This is a genomic window from Arthrobacter sp. B2a2-09 (assembly GCF_027587375.1).
Taxonomy (GTDB): Bacteria; Actinomycetota; Actinomycetes; order Actinomycetales; family Micrococcaceae; genus Arthrobacter.
Map to the genome: position 1 here is coordinate 179,843 of NZ_JAMXIC010000002.1, position 15,123 is coordinate 194,965.

A 15,123-nucleotide genomic window follows, 5' to 3' on the forward strand; every position below is an offset into this window, starting at 1 on the left:
GCCTGCGCTGATTGCCTGATTGGGCGACACACCGCACCAAGCCCGCGATTCCATCGCGGAGCGTGCGTATAGTCGAAGAGCCGGCGCTCAACTTCCCCCAACGAAAGCCCGTGCGCTGGCGGTTGGACTGGCCCAACGTGGCATGTCCGGCGGGGTTCTGAAGAGTCATGATCCGATTTGAGAATGTCACCAAGGTCTACGACCCCAATGCCCGTCCGGCGCTGGATGCTGTCAACCTTGAGATTGACCGTGGAGAATTCACCTTCCTCGTCGGGGCCTCGGGCTCCGGCAAGTCGACGTTTCTACGACTCATTCTGAAGGAAGACCGGGCAACATCCGGTTCGGTCTACGTCGCAGGCCAGAACGTAGCCAACATTTCAAGCTGGCGCGTCCCCAAGCTTCGCCGCGGAATTGGCGTCGTTTTCCAGGACTTCCGCTTGTTGCCGCAGAAGAATGTCTTCGCCAACGTGGCCTTCGCCATGCAGGTGATCGGCAAGAGCCGGAGCATCATCCGGGAGACAGTTCCGGAAGTGCTGAAGACTGTTGGGCTTGAAGGCAAGGAACGCCGCATGCCCCATGAGCTGTCCGGTGGTGAGCAGCAGCGCGTAGCGATCGCCCGCGCCGTCGTCAACCGCCCCGGCATCCTGCTCGCGGACGAACCGACCGGAAACCTGGACCCCATCACGTCGATGGGCATCATGGGTGTGCTCGACAAGATCAACCAGAACGGCACCACTGTGGTCATGGCAACGCACGACGACGACATCGTGAACGAGATGCGCAAGCGCGTGGTGGAACTCCGGAACGGAGTGGTGGTCCGTGATGAGGCAAGGGCGCTCTACACCTCGATGATTCCGGTGGTGGGGGAGTCCCGGCGAATGAAGGACGCGAGCGATGCGGAAATCGACCGCGCGCAGGGGGTCCAGCAGTGAGGCTCGCGTTTATCCTGGGCGAGATCGGCAGCGGCCTGCGCCGGAACCTGTCGATGGTGATTTCCGTCGTCCTGGTGACCTTTGTCTCCCTCACCTTCGTCGGCGCGGCCGGCATGCTGCAGATGCAGATCAACCAGATGAAGGGTTACTGGTACGACAAAGTCCAGGTTGCCATCTTCCTCTGCAATGACTCCTCGACGGCGACGGGTTGTGCTTCGGGCGCGGTCACCAAAGAGCAGCAGGACAACCTGGCCAAGATGCTCGATTCGCCGGCAGTCAAGCAGTACATCAGTGATTACCAGTTCGAATCACAAGCCGATGCGTTCAAACACTTCAAGGAACAGTTCTCCAATTCTCCGATTGTTGATTCGGTAACCCAGGATCAGCTTCCTTCGTCTTTCCGAATCAACATGAAGGACCCCCAGAAGTACCAGATCATCAGCGAGACATTCTCGTCCCAGGCCGGAGTGGAGACCGTGAGCGACCAGCGCCAGGTCCTTGAACGGATCTTTGAGTGGATGAACGGCGCCTCTGTGGCGGCAATGGTGGTCGCGGGAGTCATGATCTTCTGCGCAGTCCTGCTCATCACCACAACCATCAGATTGTCCGCGTTCAGCAGGCGACGGGAAACGGGCATTATGCGCCTCGTTGGAGCATCGAAGACGGTCATCCAACTGCCGTTCATCCTCGAAGGGGTCATCGCCGCCGTCGTGGGTGCAGTCCTGGCCTCCGGCACGCTGTGGCTGGTGGCCCAGTTCTGGCTCAACGGAGACTTGTCGCAGCAGTTCCTGAACACTCCGTTTATTTCCTCGACCCAGGTACTCGTGATTGCTCCGATACTGATAGCGTTGGGCGGCGGCCTGGCCGGGATCTCTTCACTCCTGACCCTCCGTCGATATCTCAAGGTGTAGCCATGAAGAGTACTGATTCCAAGCGAACAGGACAGCCGATGACCCGGAAGTACCAGGCTGCCCTGCAGCTGCGCATGGTTAGTGGCCGTGCCAAGGTTGCCGGCTCTGTCCTGGCCATCGCGCTGGCTGCGAGCCTTGGAACAGCGCCCTTGGCACACGCAGATAACCTCGACGACCAGCAGGCCGCCCTCAACGCGGAATCGGCGCGGGTGCAGCAGTCGCTGGAATTCGTTGACGCCAACATCGCCAAAGCAGCCGGTGACCTTGTGGTCTACCAAGGACAGCTTCCGGGAGCGCAACAGGCACTTCTCGAAGCCCAGGGCAGGGTCGCCTCTGCGGTGAAGGATGCTGATGCGCTCGCGGCCCGCGTGGATCTGGCGCAGCAGAGTAAAGCCCAGATCACCCAGCAGCTGGAAAACGACAAGCAAAAGATCACCGACACCAAGAAGCTCATCGGCCAGATCGCGGCGCAGGCATATAAATCCGGTGGTGTTCCCACGAACGTTGCGTTGCTGTTCGGATCGAACGACGGCGGCAACCTTACGGAAACCATGGACCTCGCCAACCAGGCGATGCGCAGCCAGAACGCCGCGATGACGAAATTGACGCAGCAGAGCGCCACGAACGTGAACTCCCAGGCCCGGCTCTCCGCCGTCGAACAGGAAATCCGCGATCTCAAGGCGAAAGCAGACGCGGCACTTGAGCGCGAAAAGGCAGCCCGCGATGATGCGGCCGCCAAGAAGTCGGCGGTGGACAAGCTCATCTCCGACACCACCCGCCTCAACAGCCAGCTTCAAGCGGCCAAGCCCGGAATCCAGGCCCAGCTCCAGCAAGTGAAGGCGAATCAGGATGCCGTCGCGGCGGAAATTTCAGACCGCGACCGCAAGCTCCGTGAAGCTTGGTTGGCCGAACAGCAGCGCCTGGCTGCAGCGGCTGCTGCAGCCGCGCAGGCCCAAGGCCAGGCAGCCCCGCAACCTTACGTCCCGCCGGCGAGCAACCCGCGCTCCAACTTCGGCCTGATCCACCCGGTACCTGCGAACATCCCGATCACCTCAGGCTTCGGTTGGCGTGCGACGCCGCCAGGAACCATCGATTTCTACGGCCAGGGCGGCTACATGCACACTGGCATCGACTTCGGTGCCCCCTGTGGAACGCCCGTGTACGCAGCTGCTGCCGGCACCGTATTTTCCGCCGGTTGGGGCAACGACGGCGGTGGCAACCGGGTCAAGATATCGCACGGAGTCATCAACGGAGATTCCCTGACCACGGTCTACTACCACAACACCAGCGTGGTGGTTTCTTCCGGACAGCAGGTAAGTCAAGGCCAGCTCATCGCATATTCGGGTACCACGGGTAACTCCACCGGTTGCCACGTGCACTTTGAAACCTGGGTGAATGGGCAGGCTGTTGACCCGATGAACCTTCTGTAGCCCACACGACAAGGTTCTGCTGGCGTAGACTAGTGTGATTCTTCGACAACCAAGGAGTTCTACCGTGCCCAAGGAAAGTGGCCGTAAGGTAGTGGCCACCAATCGCAAGGCTCGGCATGACTACCACATTTTGGATACCTATGAGGCTGGCATTGCCCTTATGGGAACCGAAGTAAAGTCCCTGCGTGAAGGCCATGCCTCCATGGTCGATGGCTTCTGCACCTTCTACAATGACGAATTGTGGATGGAGGGCATCCACATCCCTGAGTACAACCAGGGGAGCTGGACCAACCACGCCGCGCGCCGCCGTCGGAAGCTGTTGCTTCACCGCGAGGAACTCAACAAGATCTCCGGCAAGATCCGAGAGACCGGGCTGACGGTAGTGCCGCTCCAGCTGTACTTCCTGGACGGACGCGCCAAGGTGGAGATTGCCTTGGCTCGAGGCAAGAAGGATTACGACAAGCGGCAGACCTTGCGCGAGCAGCAGGACAAGCGCGAATCGCTGCGTGAACTGCGCGAGCGCAACCGCCGCTGAGGTCCGCGAAAATTGCGGCCAAGTGCGTAGGCAGCCAAGCGTGTCCCGGAATGTTCGGGTGCTGCGATGCGTTATGATGATTAACCTGGCAGGTTTTTTAGGTGGTCGCTTTCGGGCGATCGTCGTCCTGCGGGGATTGATAACAAAATACGGGGATGATCGGTTTCGACGATGTTAGTCGCGACAGGTGAAGCGGGCCGAGGATGCAGAATTATCTCGTAAACGCTGTCTGCAAACCAATAAGTGCCAATTCTAAGCGCACTGACTTCGCTCTCGCTGCCTAAGCAGTAAGACAGTCCGTCAGCCCGAGGTTGCTATTGCCCCGGATCCTGGCGTCATTTAGATAGCCACTGCTGTTTGCCTCCGTCATCGAGGCAAACGGGACTCTTAGATGACTGGGCCCGGATCAGCTACTTGTTCGTACGATAGCTGGGGCCGAGAAAGTCCGACGCGAACTGCGCCCGGAGAAGCCCTGACAACACGACATCGGACGGGGGTTCAATTCCCCCCATCTCCACTTTTTGTGATGAGTCGAAACATCCTTCACGGATGCGTCGGGTCATCGGGAACACCCCGGTCTCTGACCGGGGTGTTTTTCTTTGTCTGGGTTGGTAGCCGCGGGCAATGGTCCGGCGGTCGTCCTCAGAGCTTGGGACTCCGAGCCGCAGGCTCGTCATCCGGACAGTCGCTGTCCGGGGGACTTCCAGGTTCCCGGTCGCGATGTTTGGCAGCGCGTTTGCGATCAACGAGCCTCCGTCGCTGGTGTCCGAAGACCATCACAGCGGCCACCAGTGCTGCTCCGGCTAGGACCATCACGACCCAAATCCATTGTTGCCCGTCCACGTTCGCCCCCACTCTCAGCCCGTCGGCTGGGTCCCGGCAGTGTGCTACGTAAGGCCCTTGCTCCGTCGGCCTAGGCTGGAAGGACGGGCCGGAATTTTGGCTGCGGCCCCTCGCCGGTCTGAGCCCAGTCGTGGCAATCCGCCCATGCGTCGTGGCATGGGCGCTGTCCGACACCATAGGACTGCAGGCAAGGGCTGTCTTGAGTGGTCGCTACTTGTTTTCGGGGTTCCTACGCGATAACTGGGCCGGTCCCGACGAGTGTGGTGGTTAACCAGTAATCAAAGAAGGTCACGACGGCGGCGTTCAGGAAACGGTGCTCCGGCGGAGCTCGCTCTTGCGGATCTTTCCGCTGGCCGTTCGCGGCATGTCGTCCACGAACACCACAGTCTTCGGGATCTTGTAGCGGGCCAGTCTGCCGGCCAGGTATTCCTTGAGCTCATCTTCGGTCAAAAAGGCGCCCTCGCGGAGCACCACCACGGCGCGTGGCACCTCTCCCCACTTCTCATCCGGCACGCCGATGACTGCCACGCTGCCCACGGCGTCGAGCTCACTGATCGCTTGTTCCACCTCGGCAGGGTAGATGTTCTCGCCGCCCGAGATGATCATGTCCTTGAGCCTGTCCGAGACGAAGACGAATCCATCCGCGTCCTTATAGCCCATGTCTCCGGACTTGAACCAGCCGCCGTCTTCATATGATTCGGCAGTGGCGTCGGGCCGATTCCAGTATTCGTGGATGACGTTGGGGCCTTTGATCTGGATTTCGCCCACCGTGCCCTGCTCGGCAAGGCCTCCGGCGACGTCGGCGATCCGGACGTCGCTGAAGAAGTGCGGTAGCCCGGAGGAGCCTGCCTTGTCCCGGGACCTCGCGGCGGGCAGCGTGGTGGCGCCCGGCGCTGTCTCAGTCATTCCATAGCCGTTGGAGAAGCGCAGTCCACGCGCCTCGTACGTTTCCAGGACGCGCATCGGGACTGCAGATCCGCCGCAGGTCAGCTTGTTGAGGGAGCTAAGGTCCGACGTCGGCCAGGCCGGATGCTCACAGAGCATCTGGTAGGTGGTGGGGACGCCGCTGATGGTAGTGGCCCGCTGCTGCTCGATGAGCTCCAGGGTGCGTTGGGGATCGAACCTCGACTCCAGGACGACGGTTCCGCCCTTGAGGAGCGTTGGCAGTACTCCCATGTCGAGTGAGGCGACGTGGAACATCGGCGAGATCATGAGGGCAACGTCGCTGGAGGAGAAATCGAAGTCGACAATCACGTTGATGCAGTTCCAGGTGATGTTGCCGTGGGTCAGGAGCGCTCCCTTCGGGCGTCCTGTCGTTCCGGACGTGTAGAGGATCATGGCTCCGTCATCGAGCCCGACTTCCTCGTCCAGACGGCGGGGCGCCCCCGAGGCGACGACGTCCTCATAGTCTTCCGCCGCCGTCGTGCTTTCCCTTTCGCCGACGACGACGCGCCGGCCCACGCGGGTGCCTTCCGCGCCGCTGGCCGCAAGGCCGTTGAGGCTCGCGGAGTGGATCAGCGCGACGGCACCGCAGTCCCCAAGCTGGAAGTTGATCTCCGGCGGCGCCAATCGAGTGTTGAGGGGTACGAAGATGGCCCCGAGCTGCCCGCAGGCAAAAAGTGTTTCCAGGAAAGCGGGGTGGTTTTCACCGAGGTAGGCCACCCTGTCGCCCTTGGCAACGCCCCCGGCTTTGAGGGCGTTCGCGAGCCGGTCCGATCGTTCCGCAAATTCCTCATAGCTGAGTTCGCGGTCTCCGGAGATCAGCGCAATCTTGCTTCCGGACTTCGAGCGGCGACGCTGCAGCCACGAACCGATGCCAAAATTCTCCATGACGGTCCTTTCTTATTCCCAAGCTAGACCCTTCCCGGCCTCAAGGCCGGACGGTCTGCAAGTCGTTGTTCTTCGGTTCCCGGGTCAACAGGATGAAGATGATGGAGACGACCGACATCGCGGCCAGGTAGAAGACCACCGAGCCAGTATTCTGGCCCGAGTCCTTGAAGATCTGGGCAACGATCCCCGGCGTGAAACCCGCACCGAGGAGCGTCGCGAGCTGGTAACCGAGCGATGCGCCGGTGTAGCGGGAGGTGGTGCCGAACTGCTCGGACACGAATGCGGCCAATGGCCCGAAGAGAGTCGAGTGGATCATCAGGCCCACCGTGAAGGCAACGAAGACGAGGAATATGTTGTTCGAGGACAAGAGCTGGAACATCGGGACCAGGTAGGCGATGAAAAGCACGAGTCCGCCGATCATCACTGGCCGCCGTCCGAGCTTGTCCGAGAGCCTGCCGCCAAGGACCACGAAGGCGATGGAAATGAAGGAAGCAGCGGCGAAGGCGTACAACACGCCCTGGCGGTCGGCGCCCTTGGAGACGGCGAAGGTGACCGCGAACGTTGCCAGCACTACCTGGAGGGCAAAACCGGCGGCCCCGGCGAGCATCGTGAAGATCAGGGCCTTGGGCCGGCGCAGCACCTGGAGGAGCGGGATGACGGGCTTCGTGCCGGCGCCGGTGGCCGCGCTCCGGGCCACTCGTTCCTGTTCTATCGCGGCTTTGAAGATGGGACTCTCGGATACCTTCAGACGGACGAACATGCCCACTGCAAGCAAGACAAACGAGAGGAGGAAGGGAACGCGCCAGCCCCACGCAAGGAACTGGGAGTTTGGCAGAGCCGAGAAGGCGCCCATGATGAGAGTGCCCAGCACGGCGCCCGACGGCGCTCCGGCATTGACGAACGAGGCCGCGAAGCCGCGCTTCCCCGATTCGGAATGCTCCAGCGCCATCAAGGCGGCTCCGCCCCATTCGCCGCCCACGGCGATGCCCTGGAAGACCCGGAGGACAACAAGCATCACGGCGCCCCACGGACCGGCCACTGAGGCGCCCGGGACCAGGCCGATCAGCGCGGAAGCCAAGCCCATGACCAACATGGAGACGATGAGCATTCCCTTTCGTCCCAGCTTGTCGCCGAAGTGCCCGAAGATGACGCCACCCAACGGGCGCGCTATGTATCCTGCGGCGAAAGTTCCGTAGGCGGCCACCACTCCCACCCAGTCGTCCATTCCGGAGAAGAAGACTTTGGGGAAGACCACGGCGGCGGCTGTGGCATAGAGCAGGAAGTCGTAGTATTCGATGGTGCTGCCCAGATAGCTGGAAGCAATGACCGTGCGTGCTTCCTTGCGTTTGGTAGCCACGTCCATGGATTGAAGCTGCGATATTTGGGACATCGTTGTTCCTTAAAGCAGAGGGTGGGGAATGCCTGCAGAAGCGGTCTATTTCTAGAAGCGGTTACTTGTAGAAACGGGCGAGGAATTCGGCCACCACTGCGGGGCGTTCCTGGCCTTCGATTTCGATGATGTTGGAGACCTTGATCTGGGCGCCGCCCTTGACCTCGGTGACTTCGGCGATGGTGGCTTGCATGCGGATACGCGCGCCCACCTTGACCGGGGAGGTGAAACGGACCTTGTCCAGGCCGTAGTTCACTTTGGTGGTGACGCCTTCGACGTCGAACAGCTCGCCCCAGAACGGGATGATGAGCGAGAGCGTGAGGAAGCCGTGGGCGATCGGGGCGCCGAACGGGCCGTCCTTGGCGCGTTCCGGATCGACGTGGATCCACTGATCGTCTCCTGTGGCGTCAGCGAACTTGTTGATCTGTTCCTGGGTGATTTCGCGGTATTCGGTGACGCCGAGATCGGTTCCGGCGAGGGTGAGAAGTTTGTCGAAGTCGACGACGAGATTGGGCATTGTTGTCTCCTGTGGTGGGGTGGTTAGCGGGTAAAGGCGCTTTCGCCTGTGAGTGCGCGCCCTACGATCAGGGCGTTGATTTCGTGTGTTCCTTCGTAGGAGTAGACGGCTTCGGCGTCGGCGTGGAACCGGGCAACATCACTCTCCAGTGTGATGCCGTTGCCGCCTGCCAGCTCGCGCGCCAGGGCGACTGTTTCCCGCATTGCCAGGCAGCTCTGCATCTTGGCCAGGGCGGAGTCCTGGTCGCGGTAGACGCCGCGGGCCTGCTGTTCGGTCAGCCGGACCACGAGGGACAAGCTTGCCGTGAGGTTGCCCAGCATCCGGGCCAGCTTCTCCTGCACCAGCTGGAATGAACCCAGCGGGCGGCCGAACTGGTGGCGCTCGCGGACGTAGCGGAGTGCTGCTTCGAAGGCGCCGGCCTGGATGCCGGTGGCGATCCAGGCGACGTCCGAGCGCATGGCCCGAAGCATCGCCGCTACGTCCTTGAAGGAATTCACGTTGTGCAGGCGCATGGATTCCGGGACCCGGACGCCGTCGAGCGTGATGTGGGCGTTCTGCATCATCCGCAAGGAGGTTTTCCGGTGGATCTTCTCCAGCGTCACCCCAGCGGCTTCGCGGTCCACGAGGAACGCCTTGACCTGTCCGTCAACGACGTCCCGTGCGAACACGGCGAGGACATCCGCCGTCGAAGCGCCCCCGATCCAGCGCTTGGCACCATCGAGCACCCAGGCATCGCCGTCGCCGTCCTTTTCGCGGCGGGCGGTGGTGGAGAGCCCGCCGGCGATGTCCGAGCCGGATTCCGGTTCGGTCAGGGAGAAGACGCCCTTGAGCGAGAAATCGATCACGCGCGGCATCCACTCGGCTTGTTGTTCCGCCGAGGCGCCCACCCGGATGGCGGTGCGGAAGAGTCCGGCCTGGGCCGTGTACCACGTGGCCAGCGAAGCGTCCGTGCGGGCGAGTTCGAAGATCCTGAAGCCCTGGTAGATGCCGCGGGCCGGGCTGCTGTTTGTGCCCGAAGTGCCGGTGAGTTCGGCCGGCTCCATGAGGTCCAGCTCGATGAGCGGCTGGGCCAGTTGGGCCGGGAACTCGCCGCGCTCCCAGTAGTCGGCCAACAGCGGCTTCGCTTCACGGTCCAGGAAGTCCCGCAGCCGGCCCAGGACCCGGCGCTCGTCCTCGGTGAGGAGGGACTCGGCGTCGTAATAGTCGCAGACGTTGTAGAGGCGCTCCGCTACCGCGGTCTCCACACGGGTCTCCAGACCCATCTCAGCCGCCCAGCCCGAGCAAGCGCACGGCGTTGTGCTTGAGGATCTTGGGGCGGACCTCGTCCTTGAGCGGCAAGTCCGCGAAAGCGGCCAGCCATTTCTGCGGCGTGATGAGCGGGAAGTCCGTGCCGAACAGGACCTTGTCCTGCAGCACCGAGTTGGACATGCGCACCAATGACTCCGGGAAGTACTTGGGGGACCAGCCCGAGAGATCGATGAACACGTTGGATTTGTGCGTGGCGATCGAATTCGCTTCATCCTGCCAAGGCACCGAGGGGTGGGCCATGATGATCTGCAGCTCGGGGAAGTCGGCGGCCACGGCGTCGAGCAGGAGCGGGTTGGAGTAGGCCAGTTTGATGCCGTAGCCTCCGGGGAGTCCTGCTCCCATGCCGTTCTGCCCGGTGTGGAAGATCGCCGGGAGGCCTAGTTCCTGGAGTGCCTCCCACAGGGGATAGAACTGCTCGTTGGAGGGGTCGAATCCCTGCAGGCTGGGGTGGAACTTGAAGCCGCGGGCGCCCAGGTCGATCGCCTGGTGCTTGGCGCCCTGGATGGCCTCGGCGCCGGTGCGGGGATCCACGCTGCCGAACGGGATCAGCACGTCGTTGTTCCTGGCGGCTCCCGCGATCAATTCCGGGATGCTGTTGGGCTCGTGCTTGAGCTGCGTGCGGGCGTCCACGGTGAACACGACGGCGGCCATGTTCAGTTCGCGGTACACCTCGGCGATCCGGTCAAGCGAGGGCGCGCGGTCCTCGGCCTTGAAGTACTTGGCGGAAGCTTCCGTCAGTGCCGGTGGAAGGGATTCGTGGCCGTGGCCGTCCACTTCGAGATGGACGTGCATGTCGATCGCGTCGAGCTTTGAGGCGTCGATGCCGAGCTCGTAGCGCTGGGGTGCGGTCATATCAGCGGACCTGTGCAGCGGCTGCGGCTTCGGGCTGCAGTTCCGCCGGGAGCGGCAGGAATTCCTCGCCGACGCCCTGAAGCTTGTCTCCGAACAACGGGCCGAAGTTTTCCACGAGGTCCTGGTAACCCCAGCCGCCCTCGCGGTACTCGGTGGCGGCTGCTTCGGGGTGGGTCCATAGCTGGAGGCGGTCTCCGCCGGCGCCGATCGCCTGGCCGGTGATCCCGGCCGCCTCGTCGGAGGCAAGGAAGGCAATGAGCCCGGAGACGTCGTCGGCCGTTCCAAAGCCAAGCTCGTGGCGGAAGAAGTGCGGCATGGCCTCGCCGCGCTCGTCCGCTTCCACCGCTTTCCGGAAGTACGGGATGGTCTTGGTCATCGCCGTCGCGGCCACGGGGATGACGGCGTTGGCAGTAACCCCGGCCTTCTTCATTTCCAGCGCCCAGGTCCGGACCATGCCCACGATTCCTGCCTTCGCGGCGGCGTAGTTGGACTGGCCGAAGTTGCCGCGCTGCCCGGTCGGGGAGCCGATGGCGATGATGCGGCCGGCGATCCCGTTCTCCTTGAAGTAGCCGAACGCCTCGCGGGCGCACGTGAAGGTGCCGCGGAGGTGGACGTTGATGACCAGGTCGAAGTCCTCGTCCGTCATCTTCAACAGGCTCTTGTCCCGCAGGATGCCGGCATTGGTGACGAGGATATCTAAGCGGCCGAACTCCGTGACGGCCGTTTCCACCAGCTGCTTCGCTGCTTCTGTGCTGCCAACGGGAGCGACGACGGCGACTGCCCGGCCGCCGTCGGCCTCGATGGTCCGGACTGCTTCGCCGGCTATCTCGGCGTCGACGTCGTTGATGACCACCGCCGCGCCTTGGCGGGCGAGTTCCCGGGCGTAAGCCAGCCCCAGGCCGCGTCCGCTTCCGGTGACAATCGCTACTTTTCCTGACAGGCTCATCGCTGCTCCTTTGCTCGATCCCCGTGCATCCAAGCCTTCAGCGTGGGATGCTGTTCTGTATCCATGAGAATACGTATAGTTGAAAATGTCAACGATTGATTTTGAAGATTATTGGAGTTTGTTATGACGATCGAGGCGCAGGACGAGCAACAGGCTGCCACTAAGGACCGGCTGGTCGCCGCTCCGATCAGCCAAGACGTGGGTTTCCTGCTGGCCAAGCTCCATGCAGGCGGGTCGGTCGTGAACAACCGGGCGCTTGCTGAGTTCGACCTCAAGGAACGCTCATACTCGGTACTGATCCTGGCCAACAGCGGCCTGGAGCCTACGCAGCGGGAGTTGGCGGACTTCCTGAGCCTTGATCCCAGCCAGATCGTTTCCTTGGTGGACGAGCTTGAAAAGCGGAAGCTTGTGGCCAGGGCACCAGGCAGGCAGGACCGCCGGGCCAAGACGGTGACGGCAACGTCGAAGGGGAGCCAATTGCTCGCCCAAGCAGCCATTGCAGCCCGCCACGCAGAATCCGAAGTACTGGCCACGCTGGACGACCGGGAAGCCGCCCAACTCAAGGCGCTGCTGCGAAAAGCGCTGTGGGGCTAGGCGTTGCGCGGATAGCTTCCAGTTCGGAGCCTCGCAGATCGCAGCCAGTGTTGAAGAATGGACGGCCCGCTTCCGGGCTTTTCAGGACGCGCAAATTCACCTGGCTGATGAGTAGTCTGAGCTGGTCGCCATTGTCAGTTGCCAGGGACGCTAGATAGCCACGAGGGTCCAGGCGAAGGCTAAAACCGCCAACAGACTTACTCCTGCTACACCCCCGCGGCTTTCCGACCGCGTGGCCGGTCCGGTTTCGGCGTTGCATCCGCAAGCTGCGGTGCCGTTGAATCGTTGGAGCAGTCTGAGTCGGAAGACGATGAATCCTAGGAACAGTGCGATCACTGCACCGCCTGTGATCATGGGCTGCACGTGAAGTAGCAGCAGGACGGCAAGGACGGCCTCGGTCACGCAAAGAGCAACGAGTCCGGAGCGAGCCCGAAGCTCGTTCATGTTGAATAGCTCCGCATAGTAGGACGAGAGACTCCCGCGGGCTCGGAACTTTTGAATGGCGGGGAACAGCAGTGTCGCTGCCAAGTATCCCGTTAGAGCGATCCGCAGGACTGTCATTGACTACCTGGGCGGAGTTTTCCGAAAAGGCCCGCGCTTGGCAACGACCCTGGCTTCCCAACGTGCGCGGTCCTCGGGGCCATCGTCGATTAATTCAACCCCGAGGACAATGAATGTGGTTTTAGGATCCTTGCCGCGAAATTCCTCAAGGGATACCGGGATGAAACTGCCGTCTGGTAGTTCCATGTCAAAGGTATACCCGCCATGATGCTCGAGTGCGAACTCCAAACTGATTATTCCCGTGTTGCTCGGATCGGGAGATTCCCCGGATGGATAGTCCCCTACATGCTCAAGAATTAATCTATTTTTCATGTCAAACTCCCCTAACTTGGAATAGTTTCAGCGACGTCCTGGAGGAGCTAGCAAAGCACACATTGGTTTATCGCGCGATTCGGCCCGCAAGTCCCGAGGCAAACGGTGCAATACACTTTGTAGTAATACCACCATACGCCGTTTATGCAGCTCATTTGGATGAATTTCTGTGCTGTGCTGACGCAATGCTGGTGAGCTGGGTCCGCGAATGCGGTCCCGGCTGCTGACGCCAATCCAGCTGCTGAAATCGCACCCACGCCGAGAGCTCCAGCCATCCCCTTTATGAAGGATCTTCTCGTGCTGGGCCGACGAGGAAGCTTGCTTTCATCACGATCCATGATGCTCGTCCGTTCTGTCGATGCTGTTGCTAACGCCTTCCGAGGCGGCCGTGTAGCCGTAGCTGCTCGATTCCGAATGGGAGACTACCGCCGATCACGGCATGGGAACGAGAACGAGCTTTGTGCCGAGTAAGCAGCGTTCGCTGGAGTTCCCTTGGGGTCCCCGGCCCTGCCAGTGAGTTCCAGCAGGGAGGCGACACAAGATTGGTCGGCGATGCCAGTTGGTCACTCGTCCAATTAGGTGACCTGCGCGCCTGAGTTGCCCCACGAGTGGAAGCCGCCCCAGGTGGAGTAATACGGAGTGGAGTAGTAGGTTTCCACTGCGTTGTGGCCGACGGCCCAGTTGTATCCGTTGCGATAGTTATCGTGGACGGCGGCGGAAACTGTGTTGTTTCCGTTCCAACAAAAGTTGCCGTCCTCTTTCGTTTCAGCCTTGGCCACGCCGTAATAGAGCCAGCTGCTGCCGCCCCAGAACGTGCCCGGGTTGCACATGTATGGCCGGGCCTGCCATGTGTTGGCTCCATAGGCACTTGCCGGTGGAGCTGATAGGAACCAGGAGCACACGACTGTAAGAACGATAATTGTAGATCGCTTAATGTTTTTCATACTTCCCCCAAATTTCTGACTGCAATTTTGAGTTAAATGTCGGTTGCTCGTCTATTGGTTACTCGGCGCCAGTACAAGGAGGTTTGAGGCAATCTGTTTCCATTGACCGCACTTGCTCGTGGTCGCCACGGCGTTCGCGCTCTTCAGTGTATTTCCCGCCGCGCCGTGTGGAGATATCAACCAAGCCTGATCGCTATGGTCGTCGTTGCCGACTCGCAGCCCGTAGCCCTCGAAGCCCTTGACGTTGGTGCAGGCCAAGCCGAGCGGTTCGGCAGCTTTCCCAACGGTTGCGATGCAAATCTTGTCCGAACCGCGTGTAACAGCGAAGTATCGAGCGTTAGGGCCGTCGCCAAGAAACCGGGCGTCTGTGAGATTGGCGCCGGTTGGTGCAAAAGTGGCAATGAATGTGTCGGGTAACTTATCGGACTCCGCTTGCTGCGATAAGAATGCCGGCACAACGTCTGAAGCTGTTGATATCGACGGAGGGACGTTGAGCGTTGCTGCAGTAACCGCGATCCCGGAAACGCAGATTGCGCCGACGAGAATGGCTGTCTTTATTAATGTGCGCATGAATTTACCCCAAAATTTCAAACGTCCTTATGGGTTTTAAAAAATAGCAGAAACCAGAAATTGAGTCAACGATAGTGTGGTCAGGCAAATGTAATAGTGCTTACAATCTCCTGTGCTCGTCTGGCATGGCATCCATGGGACATAATTCCGGCAATTACCGACCTGCCGAATGCAGTCAGCAGCGGTCGAGGCCGTGAAATCTCAACACGCCACCATTCCCGCCCAGCACATTGGAGAGGGGATCGTCGCGGCGCTAGCCCAGTGGCGCAGGCTCGAGATCCTGTGGGCCATGCTCCGCGACGGCACGATCTATACGCCGACGCCCGTGGCGGTGCCAACCGATCGCGGCTTGACGGCCGGCGCCTCGCCATGCCGTACGCTCGGACGCCGACAGAGCAGGTTCTACCGGATTATCGGCGCTTGTGGTTCAGTTCAGGTATGCCGTCTCGACGCGACTGCGGCCAGCCACCAGTGACGACGCCGGCTGAAAAGGAGGCACCTTTCACTGCTGTAAAAAGGTGCCGGTGGCGCGGGGCGAAAAGTCCTCCAGAGTCAGGTTCGGGTGGACGCTATTCCCAACCGACTGTCGATTTCGCGCACGGACAGGGCCTCGGCCATATGCAACCGCCGGATCTAGGCCCATTCGCC

Annotated in this window: 15 protein-coding genes and 1 other RNA gene; 7 read left to right on the top strand and 9 right to left on the bottom strand. The window is 61.3% G+C overall.

Annotated elements, in window-relative coordinates; all coding sequences use genetic code 11:
- The first annotated feature begins 167 nt into the window (after positions 1–167).
- The 5 genes from ftsE (at position 168) to ssrA (ending at position 4,328) form a co-directional block, all read left to right on the top strand.
- Positions 168–932 (top strand): cell division ATP-binding protein FtsE, encoded by a 765-nt coding sequence (gene ftsE, locus NFJ07_RS02935; RefSeq protein WP_059387583.1) that lies wholly within the window; start codon positions 168–170, stop codon positions 930–932.
- A complete protein-coding gene (ftsX, locus tag NFJ07_RS02940) occupies positions 929–1,843 on the top strand; it encodes a permease-like cell division protein FtsX (RefSeq protein WP_269992380.1) in 915 nt (304 codons plus the stop codon). Before ftsE ends, ftsX begins: the two co-directional genes overlap by 4 nt.
- Before the next feature lie 74 nt (positions 1,844–1,917).
- Positions 1,918–3,273 carry a M23 family metallopeptidase gene (locus NFJ07_RS02945; RefSeq protein WP_269992665.1) on the top strand — a complete coding sequence of 452 codons (1,356 nt, stop codon included), beginning with the start codon at positions 1,918–1,920 and terminating at the stop codon, positions 3,271–3,273.
- A gap of 64 nt (positions 3,274–3,337) precedes the next feature.
- Positions 3,338–3,808, top strand: coding sequence for an SsrA-binding protein SmpB (gene smpB, locus NFJ07_RS02950; RefSeq protein WP_028264808.1), 471 nt, complete (start codon positions 3,338–3,340; stop codon positions 3,806–3,808).
- A gap of 151 nt (positions 3,809–3,959) precedes the next feature.
- Positions 3,960–4,328: a transfer-messenger RNA gene (gene ssrA / locus NFJ07_RS02955) on the top strand.
- Positions 4,329–4,954: 626 nt separating this feature from the next.
- Here ssrA and menE read toward each other — a convergent pair.
- The 6 genes from menE to NFJ07_RS02985 form a co-directional block, all read right to left on the bottom strand.
- Positions 4,955–6,481, bottom strand: a complete 1,527-nt coding sequence (menE, locus tag NFJ07_RS02960; protein ID WP_269992386.1) for an o-succinylbenzoate--CoA ligase — start codon at positions 6,479–6,481, stop codon at positions 4,955–4,957.
- Between the two features lie 40 nt (positions 6,482–6,521).
- The gene (locus tag NFJ07_RS02965; protein ID WP_269992388.1) at positions 6,522–7,871 is read right to left on the bottom strand and encodes an MFS transporter; all 1,350 of its coding nucleotides are present in this window, start codon (positions 7,869–7,871) and stop codon (positions 6,522–6,524) included.
- A 61-nt stretch (positions 7,872–7,932) separates the two neighbouring features.
- The gene (locus tag NFJ07_RS02970; RefSeq protein WP_269992389.1) at positions 7,933–8,388 is read right to left on the bottom strand and encodes a MaoC family dehydratase; all 456 of its coding nucleotides are present in this window, start codon (positions 8,386–8,388) and stop codon (positions 7,933–7,935) included.
- 23 nt (positions 8,389–8,411) lie between these two features.
- The gene (locus NFJ07_RS02975; protein WP_269992390.1) at positions 8,412–9,650 is read right to left on the bottom strand and encodes an acyl-CoA dehydrogenase family protein; all 1,239 of its coding nucleotides are present in this window, start codon (positions 9,648–9,650) and stop codon (positions 8,412–8,414) included.
- 1 nt (position 9,651) lies between these two features.
- Positions 9,652–10,548 carry an amidohydrolase family protein gene (locus tag NFJ07_RS02980; RefSeq protein ID WP_269992391.1) on the bottom strand — a complete coding sequence of 299 codons (897 nt, stop codon included), beginning with the start codon at positions 10,546–10,548 and terminating at the stop codon, positions 9,652–9,654.
- Position 10,549: 1 nt separating this feature from the next.
- Entirely contained in the window at positions 10,550–11,494 is a 945-nt protein-coding gene (locus NFJ07_RS02985; protein ID WP_269992393.1) for an SDR family NAD(P)-dependent oxidoreductase, read from the bottom strand.
- Between the two features lie 123 nt (positions 11,495–11,617).
- On the opposite strand from NFJ07_RS02985, the gene NFJ07_RS02990 reads away from it, so the two are divergent.
- Positions 11,618–12,088, top strand: a complete 471-nt coding sequence (locus NFJ07_RS02990; protein WP_269992394.1) for a MarR family winged helix-turn-helix transcriptional regulator — start codon at positions 11,618–11,620, stop codon at positions 12,086–12,088.
- 150 nt (positions 12,089–12,238) lie between these two features.
- Here the strand turns inward: NFJ07_RS02990 and NFJ07_RS02995 are convergent, their stop codons facing one another.
- From NFJ07_RS02995 to NFJ07_RS03005, 3 genes are all read right to left on the bottom strand, one after another.
- The gene (locus NFJ07_RS02995) at positions 12,239–12,649 is read right to left on the bottom strand and encodes a MauE/DoxX family redox-associated membrane protein (RefSeq protein WP_333482031.1); all 411 of its coding nucleotides are present in this window, start codon (positions 12,647–12,649) and stop codon (positions 12,239–12,241) included.
- Positions 12,650–13,536: 887 nt separating this feature from the next.
- Positions 13,537–13,791, bottom strand: coding sequence for a hypothetical protein (locus NFJ07_RS03000; RefSeq protein WP_269992398.1), 255 nt, complete (start codon positions 13,789–13,791; stop codon positions 13,537–13,539).
- A 165-nt stretch (positions 13,792–13,956) separates the two neighbouring features.
- Positions 13,957–14,475: a hypothetical protein gene (locus tag NFJ07_RS03005; protein ID WP_269992400.1), complete on the bottom strand. Its 519-nt coding sequence runs from the start codon at positions 14,473–14,475 to the stop codon at positions 13,957–13,959.
- Positions 14,476–14,644: 169 nt separating this feature from the next.
- Here NFJ07_RS03005 and NFJ07_RS03010 point away from each other — a divergent pair, with 169 nt between their 5' ends.
- Complete coding sequence (locus tag NFJ07_RS03010) at positions 14,645–14,950, top strand: hypothetical protein (RefSeq protein ID WP_269992402.1); 306 nt, start codon at positions 14,645–14,647, stop codon at positions 14,948–14,950.
- Positions 14,951–15,123 lie beyond the last annotated feature (173 nt).